Raw genomic sequence first — 15,025 nt, 5'->3', positions numbered from 1 at the left:
TGCGAACAGCGCACAACCGAAAGAAAAACCAGCCGTCCTGCGGACACCCGAATTCACTCGCGTAGAATTCCAGCGCGGCAAACGCCTCTGAACTGCGCTTGTTCTGCAGGCGGTTACCGCGCCGCCCGACGTCGGGGTCGACAAAAGCAGGAAAGTCTATGAGCCAGGCGCACATTCGAAACAGCGTGCAGCGATGACGATGTTCGAGCAGCCGGTGCTGCCCGACGACGCGGAAGAAAGTCCGCCGGAAGCGCCGCCCAAACGTCCGCCGTCGTGGTCGCCGTCGAATTGGCCGGTGGCCTGGAAGGTACTCGCGATCGTCGTCATCCCGATCGCGCTGGCGGTGGCGTTCGGCGGTCTGCGCGTGTATCACAGCGTCAACGACGCCCGGAATCTGCGCGCCGCCGCCGCCCGCGCGGACCTCGTCGCACCGATCGAGGACTACACCGGCGCCTTGGAGAGCGCCCTGCTGGCCTACGCATCGGGTCCTGACGGCCCGGTCGCCCGCAAGGCCTTCGACGACTCCCGCGCGGCACTGGAGCGCAAACTGGCCGGCACCGACGTCGACGCGGATGTCCGCTCCGGCATCACCACGCTGTTGAACAGCGGTCCTGCGCTACTCGACCAGGCCGCGTCGAACAGCATGGCAGTTCGCGACACCGTGACCACGTACGCACCGATCCTGCTGACCGCCGAAGACGCGATCAACGGGTCGGTGCGGGTTGACGACGAACAGATCCGCGCACAGGCCCAAGGGCTCAGCCGCGCCGTCGGGGCGCGCGGCCAGATGACGATGCAGAAACTTCTGGTCAACCGTGGTGGCGAGCTGCCGGAGCCGGAGCTGCGCACGTCGATGATCACGCTGGCCGGCACCGAGCCTTCCACGCTGTTCGGCATGAACCAGGTGCTCGGCGTCGGCTCCGCGGACGCCAAGGCACTGCAACAGCAGATGGTCAGCCGGATGGCCGTCATGTCCGATCCGAACGCCGTGCTCGCCGGCAATCCCGACCTCCTGCAGTCCCTGCAGGCCACCGAGGACATCGCCAAGAAGGTGATCAGTGACACCACGCCCTCGGTGACCGCCGCGGTGGACCAGCAGGCGTCAGCGGCGCGTGCCGCCGCGATCCGGGATGCGGCGATCGTCCTGGTCGCGCTTTTGCTCGGCATTGTCGCCGTGGTCCTGGGCGCTCGGTCGCTGGTCCAGCCGCTGCGCCGGCTGCGGGAGGGCGCGCTGCGGGTGGCCCACGAAGACCTACCCGCCGAAGTGGAACGTATCCGCGCCGGCCACGAGCCCGAGCCCGTCGTGCCGATTCCCGTCTACACCACCGAGGAGATCGGCCAGGTCGCCCACGCGGTCGACGACCTGCACGAGCAGGCATTGATGATGGCGGCCGAGCAGTCGCGGCTTGCCCTGCACGTCAGCGACATGTTCGAGACGATGTCGCGGCGCACCCGCTCGCTGGTGGACCAGCAGCTGTCGTTGATCGACGAGCTCGAACGCAACGAGGACGACCCGCGGCGGCTGGAGGCGTTGTTCAAGCTCGACCACCTGGCCGCGCGGATGCGCCGCAGCGGCAGCAACCTGCTGGTGCTGTCCGGGGCGAAGCCTCGCCGCGAGCACGCCGAATCGATGGCGGTGGCCGATGTCGTCAAGGCGGCGACCTCGCAAGTCGAGGATTACCAACGGGTGGTCATCACCACGGTGCCCGACAGCGCGGTCGTCGGCTCCGCGGCACCCGACGTCGTGCACCTACTCGCGGAGTTGATCGACAACGCGCTGCGCTACTCGCCGCCCACCTCCGAAGTTCGGGTGTCTGCGGTGCGCACCGGTCCGCGCGGGCTGGTCATCGAGATCAGCGACAGCGGCCTCGGCATGACCGAGGGCGACCTGCGGATGACCAACATGCGCCTGGAGTCCGGCGGCGAGGTGACCCCCTACACCGCCCGCCACATGGGGCTGTTCGTGGTCGGGCGGCTGGCCCAGCGGCACGGGCTGGTGGTGCGGCTGCGCAGCTCGGTGGCCGGCGAGCCGGGCTCAGGCCTGACCGCCGGCGTGTTCATCCCCGCCGAGCTGATCGAACGGCCGGGCGCGACGGGCTGGACCCGCCCCGAGCAGCACGACGAAACCCTGGAAAGCGACGACGCGACGGCGGCCATCAGCCAGGCTGCCACCCGCCCTGCATTCGCGGAACCATCGCACCGCAACGACATTCCGGCGCAGGACGACCAGGACTCGCTGCTACCGCGGCGGGCTCCCGGCGCCAGCGGCATCGTCGCGCTGCCGGGCGAGCAGCTAGAGCAGCCAGCCGAGCCCCGCACGCCCGCGGACACGTCGGCGTACTTCGCTTCCCGTGAGCAGGCCGCCGAACCGCAGGAGCCTGCGGCCCGCACCCGGCCGCCGTCGTCACCGCTGGGCGACACCGACGTGATCTTCCAGAAGATGGTCTCGGAGTGGCTGATCGATCCGCAGGAGTTGATGCAGCCGTTCCAGTCGTGGGAATCGGTATGGGACAGCGGCTGGGAGGCGGCCGCGCAGGCCGAAGAGGTGCCGGTCGAACAGCGCACCGAGCATGGCTTGCCGGTGCGCGAGCCCGGCGCACGGCTGGTGCCCGGCTCGGCTCAGGCCTCCACCGGGCGGCCGAACGGCGCCGCGCACCGCAAACCTGACGACGACCGCGACGTGGATGCGACGGCCGAGCGTGACCCCGAAGCCGTGCGGGCGTCGCTGTCCAGCCACTGGAGCGGGGTGCGCGCCGGCCGGTCGCACGCGCGCGAAGACGACGCGGGAGACGACGAATGACGCGTCCCGCGCGCAACCAGTCGCTGGACTGGCTGGTGTCGGCGTTCGCACGGGACGTGCCCGGCGTGTCGCATGCGATCCTGGTGTCCGCCGACGGCCTACTGGTGGCCGCCAGTGCGCATCTGCCGACAGAACGCGCCGACCAATTGGCCGCTGTCAGTTCGGGATTGGCGAGCTTGTCGACAGGCGCGGCGCAACTGTTCGAAGGCGGCCGTGTGCTGCAGTCGGTGGTCGAGATGGAAAACGGCTACCTGCTGCTGATGCGGGTGGGCGACGGGTCGCACCTGGCGGCGCTGGCGTCCACGTCGTGCGACATCGGTCAAGTCGGCTACGAGATGGCGGTCTTGGTGGAACGCGTTGGGGCAGTGGTGAAGTCGGCACGGCGAGCGACGCAGCAGTCGTGAGGCGTAGTGAACCCCCGCAGTGAACCGAACCTGGTCCGGCCGTACACTCTGACGGCCGGGCGGACGAGCGCGAGCATTGCGCTGCCGCTTGAAGCGCCGATTGCGCTCTGCCGGTCCGCCGACGACAACGGCTGGCTTCCCAACGACGTACGAGAGGACATCGTGAAGCTCTGTGCCGCAAGGCCGTCCGTTGCGGAGATCGCGTCGAAGCTGAGCCTGCCGCTCGGCGTGACGCGGGTGCTGGTGGCTGACCTAATCGAATCCGGGCACCTGCGGGTACTCGCCACTCTCGACGACGACTCGTCGGTCGAGGAGCGGCGTGAGTTGATCGGAAGGACGCTGCGTGGCCTCCGCACACTCTGAGACCCAAGCCTCCACCAAGATCGTGATCGCCGGCGGATTCGGCGCAGGCAAAACCACTTTCGTCGGTTCGGTGTCCGAGATCATGCCGCTGCGCACCGAGGCGATCCTGACCGAGGCCTCGGTGGGTGTGGACGAACTCGACGGCACGCCCGACAAGAGAACCACCACGGTGGCCATGGACTTCGGCCGCATCACCTTGGCAGAAGAGGACCTGGTGTTGTACCTGTTCGGCACGCCAGGGCAGCGCCGCTTCTGGTTCATGTGGGACGACCTGGTGCGCGGTGCGATCGGCGCGATCGTCCTGGTGGACGTACGCCGGCTGCAAGACAGCTTCGCGGCCGTGGACTTCTTCGAAGCGCACCGACTGCCGTTTCTGGTGGCGGTCAACCAGTTCGACGGCGCACCGCGCTACCCGGCCGACGAGGTGCGCAAAGCGCTTTCGCTGCCGCCCGGCGTTCCGGTGATCGATGTCGATGCGCGACAACGGGATTCGGCGAAACAGGCGCTGATTGCGCTCGCGGAGTACGCGCTGGAGCAGCTGACGCCGGCGCGGTGAGCGCCCGGCCGGTTACTATTCGGTAACCTACGCTAACGTAGGTAGGTGCGTTCGCCCTTGCGGGGCGATTAACTAGAGCGGTCTGGAACCGTCGACAGATGAAGGAGCAGACCGTGACGCAGGTGTCGTCCAGTCCCTCGCATCCGGATCGATTGCCGCGTCACGTCGGCGTCGCGATTGTCGGTAGCGGTTTCTCCGGCCTGGGCGCGGCCGTCAAGCTGGACGAAGCCGGTCACCGCGACTTCGTCGTACTCGAGCGCGGCACCGACGTCGGCGGGACCTGGCGCGACAACACCTACCCGGGCGCCGCCTGTGACGTGCCGTCGCACCTGTACTCGTACTCGTTCGCCCTGAACCCGGACTGGACGCGGTCGTTCTCGAGGCAGGAGGAGATCCAGAACTACCTGCGCGGAGTCGCTCGCCGGGCCGGTGTCCTCGACCGGCATGTGTTCGGCTGCGAGGTGAAAAGGGCGGCATGGAACGAGCGCCGCAACCACTGGGAGCTGTCGACGTCACGCGGGACGATGACTGCCGACGTGCTGATCGGCGCCTTCGGCGCGCTGGCGGAGCCCAAACTGCCGGACATACCCGGGATCGATGCCTTCGACGGCGAACTCTTCCACTCGGCGCAGTGGAACCACGCGGCCGACTTGCGCGGAAAGCGCGTCGCTGTGATCGGCACGGGCGCGTCGGCGATCCAGATCGTGCCGGCCATCGCGGACACGGTGGGCCACATCGACGTCTATCAGAGAACCGCCCCCTGGCTCTTGCCGCGATTCGACCGGCCGTTCACCCCTGTCGAGCGGTGGGCGTTCCGCAATGTGCCCGGTGTGCTGTGGCTCGCCCGGTTCGGGATCTACGCCGCCCGCGAGACCCAGGTGGTGGGGCTGGCCAAGTATCCGCCCCTGATGAAGGTCTTCGAGTTGATATCGCGGGCCAAGATCCGCAGCGAAATCCGCGACCCCGACCTGCGACGCAAGGTCACGCCTAATTTCCGCATCGGATGCAAGCGCATGCTGATCGCCAACGACTGGTATCCGACGCTGGACCGCGACCACGTCGACTTGATCACCGACGGCATCGAGCGGGTGGACGGCCGCAGCATCGTCACCAAGGACGGCACAGCGCGGGAAGTCGACGCGATCATCGTGGCGACCGGCTTCCACGTCACCGACTCGCCGATGTTCGAGACCATCTGCAACAGCGACGGGCGAAGCCTGGCGCAATCCTTCGCCGACAAGGGCATGCAGGCCTACAAGGGCACCACCATCGCGGGATTTCCCAACGCGTTCTTCCTCGTCGGGCCGAACACCGGGCTCGGGCACACGTCGATAGTGTACATGATCGAGTCGCAACTGAATTACGTCGTCGATGCGATCGAGACCATGAAAGCGCGCGGGCTCACCCGCGTCGAGGTTCGCCGAAACGTCCAAGACGCCTACAACGAGCAGCTGCAGCGCAAGCTCGCGCGCACCGTGTGGATGACCGGCGGCTGCGCCAGCTGGTATCTGGACGCCCATGGCAACAACACGACCCTGTGGCCTGACTTCACGTTCCGGTTCCGCGCACAGACGAAGCACTTCGACGTCGACGCGTACGAGACGTCGGCGCGTCAGCTCAGCGACGCGAATTGATCTGCAGCGCAACGCAACTCGTCGGGAAGGCAGAACACGGTGGGATCGTTCGAAGGCAAAGTAGCGGTGGTCACCGGCGCGGGCTCCGGCATCGGACGCTCGCTTGCGCTGGGCCTGGCGCGCCGGGGCGCGCGGGTGGCGATCTCCGACGTCAACGAAGAGGGGCTGGCAGAAACCGCTGAGATGGTCACCGCGCTCAACGGTGAGCCGCATGCCGAACTTCTCGATGTCAGCGACCGCTCGGCGGTGCAGACCTACGCATCGTCAGTCGCCGCACACTACGGAGTGGTCCACCAGATCTACAACAACGCTGGAATCGCAAGCGGGGCAGCGCCACTCATCGACTGCGACTACGAAACCTATGAGCGGATCATCGCCGTCAACCTCTGGGGCGTCATCAACGGCACCAAGGAGTTCCTGCCGCATTTGATCGAGTCCGGCGACGGACACGTCGTCAACATCTCCAGCCTCAACGGCCTGATGGCCCAAGCGTCGATGACTGGTTACTGCACAACCAAATTCGCCGTGCGAGGATTCACCGAGGCGCTTCGTGCCGAGATGTTGTCGGCGGAATATCCGGTGAAAGTCACCGTCGTGCACCCGGGCGGGATCGCGACGAACATCGCCACGTCGGCCCTCACCGAGGCCGAGCGCGCCGGCCGAGAAATCACCGACGCGCAGCGCCGACGCGCCGAGGCGTACAACCGCAAGCTGCTCAAAATGTCTCCCGAGCGAGCCGCCGACATCATCCTCGACGGCGTCGAGGCCAACCGGAGCCGGGTGCTGGTAGGTAGAGACGCCAAGGGTGTCGACCTGCTGGTTCGGCTCCTCCCTCGCGCGCACGTCCGGCTGGTTCTGTGGTGGGAGAAGCGGACTTTCGGCGGCTAGGCGACAGACGGCTGCTACCGGGCACGCCGAGCGAGCCGCTCCGGGTCGTCGATCAGCACACTCTTGCCTTCGACTCGGATCCATCCCCGTTTGGCGAAGTCACTGAGGGCCTTGTTGACCGTCTCGCGCGACGAGCCGACCAATTGAGCGAGCTCCTCTTGGGTGAGGTCGTGGTCGACGCGCAGCGCCGAGCCTTCGCGGGTGCCGAACCGCTGCGCGAGGTGCAGCAGTTGCTTGGCGACCCGGCCCGGAACGTCAGTGAAGATCAAACTGGTCAACGCATCGTTGGTGCGCCGCAGCCGCCGCGCCAGCACCCGCAGCAGCTGTTCGGCGATATCCGGATACTGAGTGATCCACGAGCGCAGCGCGGCGCGGTCCATCATCACCGCGCGTACCTCGGTCAAGGCGGTGACCGTGGACGTGCGCGGTCCAGGGTCGAAAAGTGCGAGCTCGCCGAACATGTCAGCCGGCCCCAGCAACGTGATCAGACTCTCGCGCCCGTCCGGAGTGCGGCGCCCGACCTTCACCTTGCCCGCGGTGATGATGTAGAGCTGCTCGCCGGGATCGCCTTCGCGGAAGATGGTGTGTCCGCGAGGGAAGGTCACCGGCTCGAGCTGCTGGGTGAGCGCGCCGACGGTGCTGGGCGCCACCCCCTGGAAAATGCCGGCGCGTGCTAGCACCTCGTTCACGACGACTTCCTCTCAGGTGACGAACCGGGACTGCACGGTGATCGGGGAGTGGTCGACATTGACCAGCAGGATGTCCTGGCGATGCGACGCTACGCGCTTCAGCGCGTCCGCGGAGCACAATCGAGAAAGCTCTAAGTCATTGCGCAGAAAGCAATTACGCCGTGCAACGCCGATAGCGGCGGCAGGTGCCGGCTACATCTGCCAGTCGTTGGACCCGTCGTGCCTGGAGTAGGTGCCGCCGCTGGAGTTCTTCACGATGATCGGATCGCCGGGTCCGAAGTTGTCGAAGAACCACCTGGCGTTGGACGGGCTGATGTTGATGCAGCCATGACTGACGTCGCGCTTACCCTGGTCGTCCACAGACCACGGAGCGCTGTGCACGAAGTCGCCGCTGTCGTCGAACCGGACCGCGAGCTCGACCGTCGTCTTGTATCCGTAGGTGGAGTTGACCGGAACGCCGTAGGTCGAGGAGTCCATCACCACCGACGGCATCTTCTCTTGGACGTAGTAGGTGCCGTTCGGGGTCTGATGGCCGCCGGCTGACATACCCATCGACATCGGCATCGTCTTCACGACGGCTCCGTTGCGGGTGACGGTCAGCTGATGTGTGGCGTCGTCGGCGGTGGCGACCAGCGCGTCACCGGTACGAAAGCTCGACACCGTGCCGCCGGCATCGACGGTCACCGCGGTGTGGGCGGGCCAGAAGCTCAGCGGACGCCAGCGCAATTGCGTCGGTGTCATCCAGTAGAACTTTCCCGGAACCGGAGGGACCGAGGAGACGTGCACGGCGCCTTCAGCTGCGACGGCGTCGTCGACCAGACCGGGGAAGTTGATGATGATCGGCTGCCCCACGCCCACCGTGGAGCCGTTGGCAGGGACGATCCTCGGCGGTCCGAACGGCGGCGTGCCGGTGAACGGCGTCGGGTCCTGCCCTGCGGCCGGCCCCGCAACGACCCCTGGGTCAGGCACGGCCGGATCCGGATCTGCAAGTGCGGGAGCCGCATTCAATGCCAACGCCGAAACCACGAGTGAAGCCACTACGGCCGCCCTCGACACCGTCAAGAGACTTCTCTTCGTCCGGCCCGGCATACAGTCCCTCCAGTCGCGTTCCGCATGCAGTGTCGCATAGCGGCCGGTGCGGCCGTATCTTCGCCGTCTGTCCCGTGTCTGGCTCTGGCGTACGGGAGGTGGCACGTTTCGCGGGGCATGTCTGTGGGAAGAAGACAGGCGCCGGGGGACTGCACGCTTGCGGATGGAGGGGCCTTTGATGAGCAAGTTGTTTCCTCGTTTGGCCGGCGCCATTGCCGTTGCATTGGCGCCCTTGGCGTACGTGACGGTCGTCTCGCCAGCGGTGAGTCACGCCGACTGCGAGTGGGGTACGTGGTGGGACCCGGTGGCGAGCGTGTGTCGGCCGGTGGTGCCGCCGCCTCCGCAGGATTGCGGCTGGGGCAATTGGTGGGATCCGGCAGCCAACGTGTGTCGGCCGGTGGTGCCGCCGCCTCCGCAGGATTGCGGCTGGGGCAATTGGTGGGACCCGGTAGCCAACGTGTGTCGTCCCGTGGTGCCGCCTCCGCCCGAGTAGTCGTTTCCCGGAGGAACCGGGCCGACGCTACGAGCCTTTGAGCCGGATCCTCCAGCGCACGAACGAGGCGTAGCCGACACAGATCGCGGCCAGCATCGCCATGTCGAACAGCCAGGCGCTCGACGTGTGGTGCCAGTGCGAGTCCTTCGGCGTGAGCGGACCGGGGACGAGCTTGATCAGATCCACCGTCGACGCCGACGCGGCGAATCCCCAGCGCGCCGGCGTGAACCACGAAAGCTGGTCCAGCCCAACGCGATGCGTCACGGGGATCATGCCGCCGGAGAACACCAGCTGCGACATGATCGCCACCACCAGCAGCGGCATGATCTGCTCGTTGGACTTGGCCAGCGCCGACAGCGCCAGGCCCACCATCGCCGCGGCCACACAGGTGAACGCCACGTCGACGAACAGCTCGAAGGCCGGACTCTTCAGCAGCACTGCGCCCTGGGTGGGAGCGCCCTTGCCCCACACCGCGATCGCCACCACGATCGCCGACTGCACCACCGCGAACACCGTGAACACACAGATCTTCGCCAACAGGTAGGCAGTCGTGGACAATCCCACCGCCTGTTCGCGAAGGAAGATCGGCCGCTCGCCGATCAGCGTGCGGATGGTCAGCGCGGTGCCCATGAAGATCGCTCCGACGTTGAGCAGCACCAGAATCTGGCCCGGCTCGTTCGGTGCGTCGCCGTAGGGGTTCGGAATCCCGAACCCGACGTCGCCGGGCACCGCCTTGACCAGTGCACCCATGATCAGCGGCAGCAGCATCAAGAAGACGAAGTAGCCGCGGTCGGCGACGATCAGCCGCACCTGCCGGCGGGTGACCGTCGAGAACTGCCGCCACAAGCTGGTGTGCACCGGCTTACCCAAGTCCGTCGGCTTCTCGGTCTCCGGCAGCGACGGCGGGGCCGGATGGCGTTCCAGGAACCGCAGCTTCGCGCCCTCGGGGTCGCTTGCCACGGCGCTGAAGATGTCGGCCCAGTTGGTGGTGCCCATTGCCGAGCCGATGTCGCTGGGCGCCCCGCAGAACGCGGTCTTGCCGCCCGGGGCCAGCAGCAGCACCTGATCGCACACGTCGAGGTAGGTCAGCGAATGGGTCACGACGATCACGGTGCGGCCCGCGTCGGCCAGCTGGCGCAGCATCGTCATCACCTGGCGATCCAGCGCCGGATCCAGACCCGAGGTGGGCTCGTCGAGAATCAGCAGCGACGGGCCGGTGAGCAGCTCCATCGCCACCGAGGCGCGTTTGCGCTGTCCGCCGGACAGCTTGTCCACCCGGGTGCCCGCGTGTGGGGTGAGCTCGAGCTCCTCGAGCACGTTCATCATCACCTGACGCCGGTCTTCCTTGGTGGTGTCCGGCGGCAGCCGCAGCTCGGCCGCATAGCCGAGCGCCTGCTCGATGGTCAGCTGACCGTGCACCACGTCGTCTTGCGGCACCATCCCGATACGACTGCGCAACGACGCGTACTCGGCGTGGACGTCGTGGCCCTCGAACAGCACCCTGCCGCGGGTCGGATTGCTGGCCCCGACAATCACTTTCGCCAGCGTCGACTTGCCGGCGCCTGACGGGCCGATCACCGCGGTCAGCGTGCCGGGCCGCGCCGAGAACGAGATGTTGTCCAGCAACGTGCGGCCGTGCTCGATCTCGAGGCTGACGTCGCGAACCTCCAAACCGCCTGTGCGCGTGGCGGCTTCGGTCTCGGTGCGACGGACCAGCGTGCCGCCCTGGAACACCAGGTCGACGTTGCCGATCGTGACGACGTCGCCGTCGCGCAGCAGCGCCCGGTCCACCCGGTTGCCGTTGACGAACGTGCCGTTGATGCTGCGCGCGTCCTGGATCTCGACGCCCTCGGCCGTCGGCACCAACGTCGCGTGGTGCCGCGACGCCAGCACGTCGGGAATCACGATGTCGTTGTCGGTGGCGCGGCCGATCGTCGTCGCTCCCGGCGGCGGAGGCGCAGCGCCGCCACGCAGGATGCGGATCATGCTGGTCGCCAGGTTCTGGCCGTCGGCGCTGGTGGGACGTGCCGTCGGCCGGATCTGCGTCGGCGGCGGCTGAGTGTCCGGCTGCGACACAGGCGCCGACGGCACCCGGGACGCCGGCGCAGGCGTGCTGGGCGGCCGCGTCTGTGGGCCACTGGACGGGCCGGGCGGATATGTGTGCGGCGGCTGCGTCGGCGGGTACGACGGCTGCGGCGTGCTCGGCGGATACCCCGCGGGGGCGTGCGACATGGACTGCTGGTGGCCCTGCCGGGCGGCCGCGCCGCGGGCTTGGGCCGGCACCGACGTGGTCTGCGGGGGCCGGCCCACAGCACCTTGGTGGCGCCCGACCTCGAATGTCAGCCGCGGGCCGTCCGGGTTGCCGATGTTGATGCTCTGCCCGTCGCGGATCTCCACCGACGGCACGCGGCGGTGGTCGACGAACATCCCGTTGAGGCTGCCGTTGTCGATCGCCACCCAGCGGCCGCGGTCGAACCGCAGCAGCACGTGCGCGCGTGAGACGAGTGGATGAGCGACCCGGACGTCGGCGCGCAGATCGCGGCCGATGACCACGTCGTGGCCCGGCGCGAAGGTGCGTTGCGACCCGTCGGTCCGAACAGTCAGCGCGGGCGGTGATGGTCGGCTCATTAGCCGTCACTCTATAAGGACAGCGGCGTCCCGATGCGTTAGCCGGGCGCTCCGGTGACGACGCATCGGGTGCGCACGGTGGGCCGCGAGCGAAAAGCGGCGGGCATGCACTTGTTGCAGTGCGTGCAGGCCGATCGCACCGCGGTGCCGCCCGCGGCGATCCGGTTGACCAGATCCGGTTCGGCCAGCAGCGCACGGGCCATCGCGACGAATTCGAACCCCTCCGCCATCGCGAGGTCCATGGTTTCGCGGTTGGTGATGCCGCCCAGCAGGATCAGCGGCATCGACAGCTCGGCCCGGAACGTGCGCGCCAAGTCGAGCAGATACGCGTCGCGGTAAGGGTATTCGCGGAAGATCTTCTTGCCCACCAGCCGCAGCCCCCAGCTCGTCGGGGGCTTGAAGATCTTCGCGAAGTCCTCGATCGGAACGTCGCCGCGGAACAGGTACATCGGGTTGACGAACGAGCTGCCCGCCGTCAGTTCCAGGGCGTCGAGGGCGCCGTCATCCTGCAGCCACGTGGCAGTGGTGAGCGCTTCGTCGACGGTGATGCCGGTCCGAATCCCGTCTGCCATATTGAGTTTCGCGGTCACCGCGATCTGGTTGCCCACGGCCTGGCGCACGGCCTGCACCGCCCTGCGGGCCACCTTCGCGCGGTTGTGCAGCGAGCCGCCGAACTCGTCGTCACGACGATTCACCAGCGGGCTGAGGAACGAACTGCAGAAATAGCCGTGCCCCAAATGTATTTCGACGGCGTCGAAGCCGGCGTCGACGGCCAGCCGGGCCGCCGCGGCGTGGTCGGCGATCACCCTGTCGATGTCCTCGTGGGTGGCTTTCTTCGCGAACCGCAGAACGATCGGGTTGAAGCTGCGGACCGGCGCCAGCGCCGGCGACTTGTCGGCCGGGCCCACGCGGACGGGCCCGGCGTGCCCGATCTGCGCGCTGGCCGCGGCGCCTTCGGCGTGCACGGCCTCGGTCAGTCGGCGTAGCCCCGGCACCGCCTCGGGTCGCATCCACAGCTGGCCGGCCTCGGTGCGGCCGCCCGGTGACACCGCGCAATAGGCGACCGTGGTCATCGCCACCCCGCCGGCCGCAGGCAACCGGTGGTATTCGACGAGTTCGTCGGTCACCAGCGCGTCGGGGGTCGCCGCCTCGAACGTCGCCGCCTTGATGATCCGATTGCGCAGCGTGATCGGCCCCAGCTTGGCCGGGGAGAACACGCTCGTCGGGGCCATGGCTCAAAGCGTGCCACAAGCCTGTCAGACTGAGGTTCGTGACTGCGACGGTGCTCGACGGCAAGGCCACCCGCGACGAGATCTTCGCCGACTTGACGCAGCGGGTGCAGGCGCTGACAGCCGCCGGGCGCACCCCCGGACTGGGCACGATCCTGGTGGGCGACGACCCCGGCTCGCAGGCCTATGTCCGCGGCAAGCACGCCGACTGCGCGAAGGTCGGCATCACCTCGATCCGCCGCGATCTGCCCGCCGACATCAGCCAGGCCAAGCTCGACGAGACCATCGACGAGCTGAACGAGAACCCCGAGTGCACCGGCTACATCGTGCAGCTGCCGCTGCCGCGGGGTCAGTTGGACGAGAACGCCGCGCTGGAGCGCATCGACCCGGAGAAGGACGCCGACGGCCTGCATCCGACGAATCTCGGCCGGCTGGTGCTGGGCAAGGCGGCACCGCTGCCGTGCACGCCGCGCGGGATCGTGCACCTCCTGCGCCGCTACGACGTACCGATCGCCGGCGCGCACGTGGTGGTGATCGGCCGCGGTGTGACCGTCGGCCGCCCGCTCGGCCTGCTGCTCACCCGACGGTCGGAGAACGCCACAGTCACCCTGTGCCACACCGGAACTCGTGATCTGCCGGCGCTGACGAAGCAGGCCGACATCGTGGTCGCGGCGGTCGGCGTTGCGCACATGGTGACCGCCGACATGGTCAAGCCGGGGGCCGCGGTCGTGGACGTCGGGGTGAGCCGGGTGGACGGCAAACTCACCGGCGACGTGCATCCCGACGTCTGGGAGGTGGCGGGCTACGTGTCGCCGAACCCCGGCGGCGTGGGGCCGTTGACCCGGGCGTTCCTGCTGACGAACGTCGTGGAGCGTGCGGAGTCGCGATGAGCACGCGCGACGCCGCCCGTCAGGTCGTCCGCACCCAGTGGCCGATCCTGTTGGTGTTCCTGATCTTTGCGGCCGCATTCGTGCTCGTGGTGGCGGACTTCTGGCGGCGCGGGTCGTTGTTGATCGGCATCGGCGTCGCGGTTGCTGCGGTGCTGCGGTTGGTCTTGTCGGACAGTCGCGCGGGCTTGCTGGTGGTCCGCAGCCGGCTCACCGACTTCGTGACGATGGCGGTGGTCAGCGCGGTGGTGATCTACATCGCGTGGACGATCGATCCGCTGGGCACCCGATAGTTGTTGTCCCGAGTGTTGGGTTGATCCACGCTTTTGGCAGGCGCAGCGGAGCGTGGCTCAAGTCCACACTCGGCGCGAATGAGCCGCTGCGACAACGGGCTTCGCCCACTCCGGCGTCGACGTCAGGTCGTCCGGCCCGACCACCGCACCACGCGCCACGTGCAGCACCAGCGATGGACGGGGTGCGCGGCCGGTCGCGGGGTCGGCGTCGGCTGAGTTGTCGTATACCCGCAGTTCGGTGAGGGCGGGCAGCAGCCGTATCAGGTTTTGCCTGCTGTGCCGCCACCGGCGCCGGATGACAGCCTCGGGGATGTCGTGACCGCCTGCCCGGACACGATGCCGCACCCGCGCGATGTGTGTTTCGGGACTGTCGAGCCCGACGTACCACATGCGCACCTCGAAGCCATCCAATGCCGCGTCCGTGATCAAGCGCGGGATGGTGTTGCCGCCCAGAGTGGTCTCGAGCGCGAAGTCGAGCCGCTGCTCGATCGCCCGCTCCAGCAGTCGCTTGCCCTCATGCCACGCGGCAGCATTGGCCTTCAATTGATCGAGCCCGGGGTTCGCGGCCGTCAAGGCCTTCGCGGCTTCGTCAGGGTTGTAGTAGTCGGCGCCGGCCGCGCGGATCATCGCGCCGACGATGCTGCTCTTCCCGGCGCCGTTGACGCCGGCAACAACATAAAGCCGTGGCGGTGTCAGCGTCGGCGCTTCGGACGGGCGGCCTCGACGGCGGCCCGGCCGAGCTCGTCAGGCGTCGCGTCGAACGCAGCGGCCATAGCTGCCTTGGCCTTCGACGTCTGCAAGCGCTCCAACAAATGGTCGAAGTCTGCGGTCAACTCGTCCAGTGCCGGCACACTGCCCTTCGTCAGCGCCTCGAACTCGTCGTACGACAACAGCACCGCTTTCGGTGTGTTGTGCTTGGTGATCGCGACTGCGCCGCGGCGCGAGGCCTCTTCGAAGACCGCGCCGAACTCGTTCTTGAACCGGGTGGCAGCGACCGTCGGCACGTCGACCAGCACACCGTCGCGGTTGCGGAACGTCAAAGTAGCCATATTGGACATTTTAGCCAACACGA

At 67.8% G+C, this 15,025-nt stretch carries 15 protein-coding genes; 9 read left to right on the top strand and 6 right to left on the bottom strand.

Features of this window, described 5'->3' with window-relative positions:
• Positions 1–193 precede the first annotated feature (193 nt).
• From AC5Y4N_RS20370 to AC5Y4N_RS20345, 6 genes are all read left to right on the top strand, one after another.
• Complete coding sequence (locus tag AC5Y4N_RS20370; RefSeq protein WP_499911448.1) at positions 194–2,800, top strand: HAMP domain-containing sensor histidine kinase; 2,607 nt, start codon at positions 194–196, stop codon at positions 2,798–2,800.
• Positions 2,797–3,204, top strand: coding sequence for a roadblock/LC7 domain-containing protein (locus AC5Y4N_RS20365; RefSeq protein ID WP_499911450.1), 408 nt, complete (start codon positions 2,797–2,799; stop codon positions 3,202–3,204). The genes AC5Y4N_RS20370 and AC5Y4N_RS20365 overlap by 4 nt, the downstream gene beginning before the upstream one ends.
• 6 nt (positions 3,205–3,210) lie before the next feature.
• Positions 3,211–3,567: a DUF742 domain-containing protein gene (locus AC5Y4N_RS20360; RefSeq protein ID WP_499911452.1), complete on the top strand. Its 357-nt coding sequence runs from the start codon at positions 3,211–3,213 to the stop codon at positions 3,565–3,567.
• Positions 3,548–4,123 carry a GTP-binding protein gene (locus tag AC5Y4N_RS20355; protein WP_499911453.1) on the top strand — a complete coding sequence of 192 codons (576 nt, stop codon included), beginning with the start codon at positions 3,548–3,550 and terminating at the stop codon, positions 4,121–4,123. Before AC5Y4N_RS20360 ends, AC5Y4N_RS20355 begins: the two co-directional genes overlap by 20 nt.
• 98 nt (positions 4,124–4,221) lie before the next feature.
• The gene (locus AC5Y4N_RS20350) at positions 4,222–5,757 is read left to right on the top strand and encodes a flavin-containing monooxygenase (protein WP_499940551.1); all 1,536 of its coding nucleotides are present in this window, start codon (positions 4,222–4,224) and stop codon (positions 5,755–5,757) included.
• A 39-nt stretch (positions 5,758–5,796) separates the two neighbouring features.
• Entirely contained in the window at positions 5,797–6,645 is an 849-nt protein-coding gene (locus AC5Y4N_RS20345; RefSeq protein WP_499911457.1) for an SDR family NAD(P)-dependent oxidoreductase, read from the top strand.
• 14 nt (positions 6,646–6,659) lie between these two features.
• Here AC5Y4N_RS20345 and AC5Y4N_RS20340 read toward each other — a convergent pair whose 3' ends face one another.
• Both AC5Y4N_RS20340 and AC5Y4N_RS20335 read right to left on the bottom strand, forming a co-directional pair.
• The gene (locus AC5Y4N_RS20340; protein ID WP_499911459.1) at positions 6,660–7,334 is read right to left on the bottom strand and encodes a Crp/Fnr family transcriptional regulator; all 675 of its coding nucleotides are present in this window, start codon (positions 7,332–7,334) and stop codon (positions 6,660–6,662) included.
• Between the two features lie 192 nt (positions 7,335–7,526).
• The gene (locus AC5Y4N_RS20335; RefSeq protein ID WP_499911461.1) at positions 7,527–8,423 is read right to left on the bottom strand and encodes a L,D-transpeptidase; all 897 of its coding nucleotides are present in this window, start codon (positions 8,421–8,423) and stop codon (positions 7,527–7,529) included.
• A 178-nt stretch (positions 8,424–8,601) separates the two neighbouring features.
• Here AC5Y4N_RS20335 and AC5Y4N_RS20330 point away from each other — a divergent pair, with 178 nt between their 5' ends.
• Positions 8,602–8,916: a hypothetical protein gene (locus AC5Y4N_RS20330; protein WP_499911463.1), complete on the top strand. Its 315-nt coding sequence runs from the start codon at positions 8,602–8,604 to the stop codon at positions 8,914–8,916.
• A gap of 27 nt (positions 8,917–8,943) precedes the next feature.
• Here AC5Y4N_RS20330 and AC5Y4N_RS20325 read toward each other — a convergent pair whose 3' ends face one another.
• A complete protein-coding gene (locus tag AC5Y4N_RS20325) occupies positions 8,944–11,544 on the bottom strand; it encodes an FHA domain-containing protein (RefSeq protein ID WP_499911465.1) in 2,601 nt (866 codons plus the stop codon).
• 38 nt (positions 11,545–11,582) lie between these two features.
• Positions 11,583–12,776 (bottom strand): NADH:flavin oxidoreductase, encoded by a 1,194-nt coding sequence (locus AC5Y4N_RS20320; protein WP_499911467.1) that lies wholly within the window; start codon positions 12,774–12,776, stop codon positions 11,583–11,585.
• A 38-nt stretch (positions 12,777–12,814) separates the two neighbouring features.
• Between AC5Y4N_RS20320 and AC5Y4N_RS20315 the strand changes: the two genes are divergently transcribed.
• Both AC5Y4N_RS20315 and AC5Y4N_RS20310 read left to right on the top strand, forming a co-directional pair.
• On the top strand, positions 12,815–13,663 hold the full coding sequence (locus tag AC5Y4N_RS20315; protein WP_499911469.1) for a bifunctional methylenetetrahydrofolate dehydrogenase/methenyltetrahydrofolate cyclohydrolase: 849 nt from the start codon (positions 12,815–12,817) through the stop codon (positions 13,661–13,663).
• Positions 13,660–13,953, top strand: a complete 294-nt coding sequence (locus AC5Y4N_RS20310; RefSeq protein ID WP_499911471.1) for a DUF3017 domain-containing protein — start codon at positions 13,660–13,662, stop codon at positions 13,951–13,953. Before AC5Y4N_RS20315 ends, AC5Y4N_RS20310 begins: the two co-directional genes overlap by 4 nt.
• 57 nt (positions 13,954–14,010) lie before the next feature.
• Here AC5Y4N_RS20310 and AC5Y4N_RS20305 read toward each other — a convergent pair whose 3' ends face one another.
• Positions 14,011–14,649: an ATPase gene (locus AC5Y4N_RS20305; protein ID WP_499911543.1), complete on the bottom strand. Its 639-nt coding sequence runs from the start codon at positions 14,647–14,649 to the stop codon at positions 14,011–14,013.
• A complete protein-coding gene (locus AC5Y4N_RS20300; RefSeq protein ID WP_499911473.1) occupies positions 14,646–15,002 on the bottom strand; it encodes a type II toxin-antitoxin system prevent-host-death family antitoxin in 357 nt (118 codons plus the stop codon). Before AC5Y4N_RS20300 ends, AC5Y4N_RS20305 begins: the two co-directional genes overlap by 4 nt.
• Between the last annotated feature and the right edge of the window lie 23 nt (positions 15,003–15,025).

Source organism: Mycobacterium sp. NGS19 (assembly GCF_059813155.1).
The sequence above is the reverse complement of the archived record's forward strand: the minus strand, read 5'-3'. Positions and strand labels throughout refer to the sequence as shown.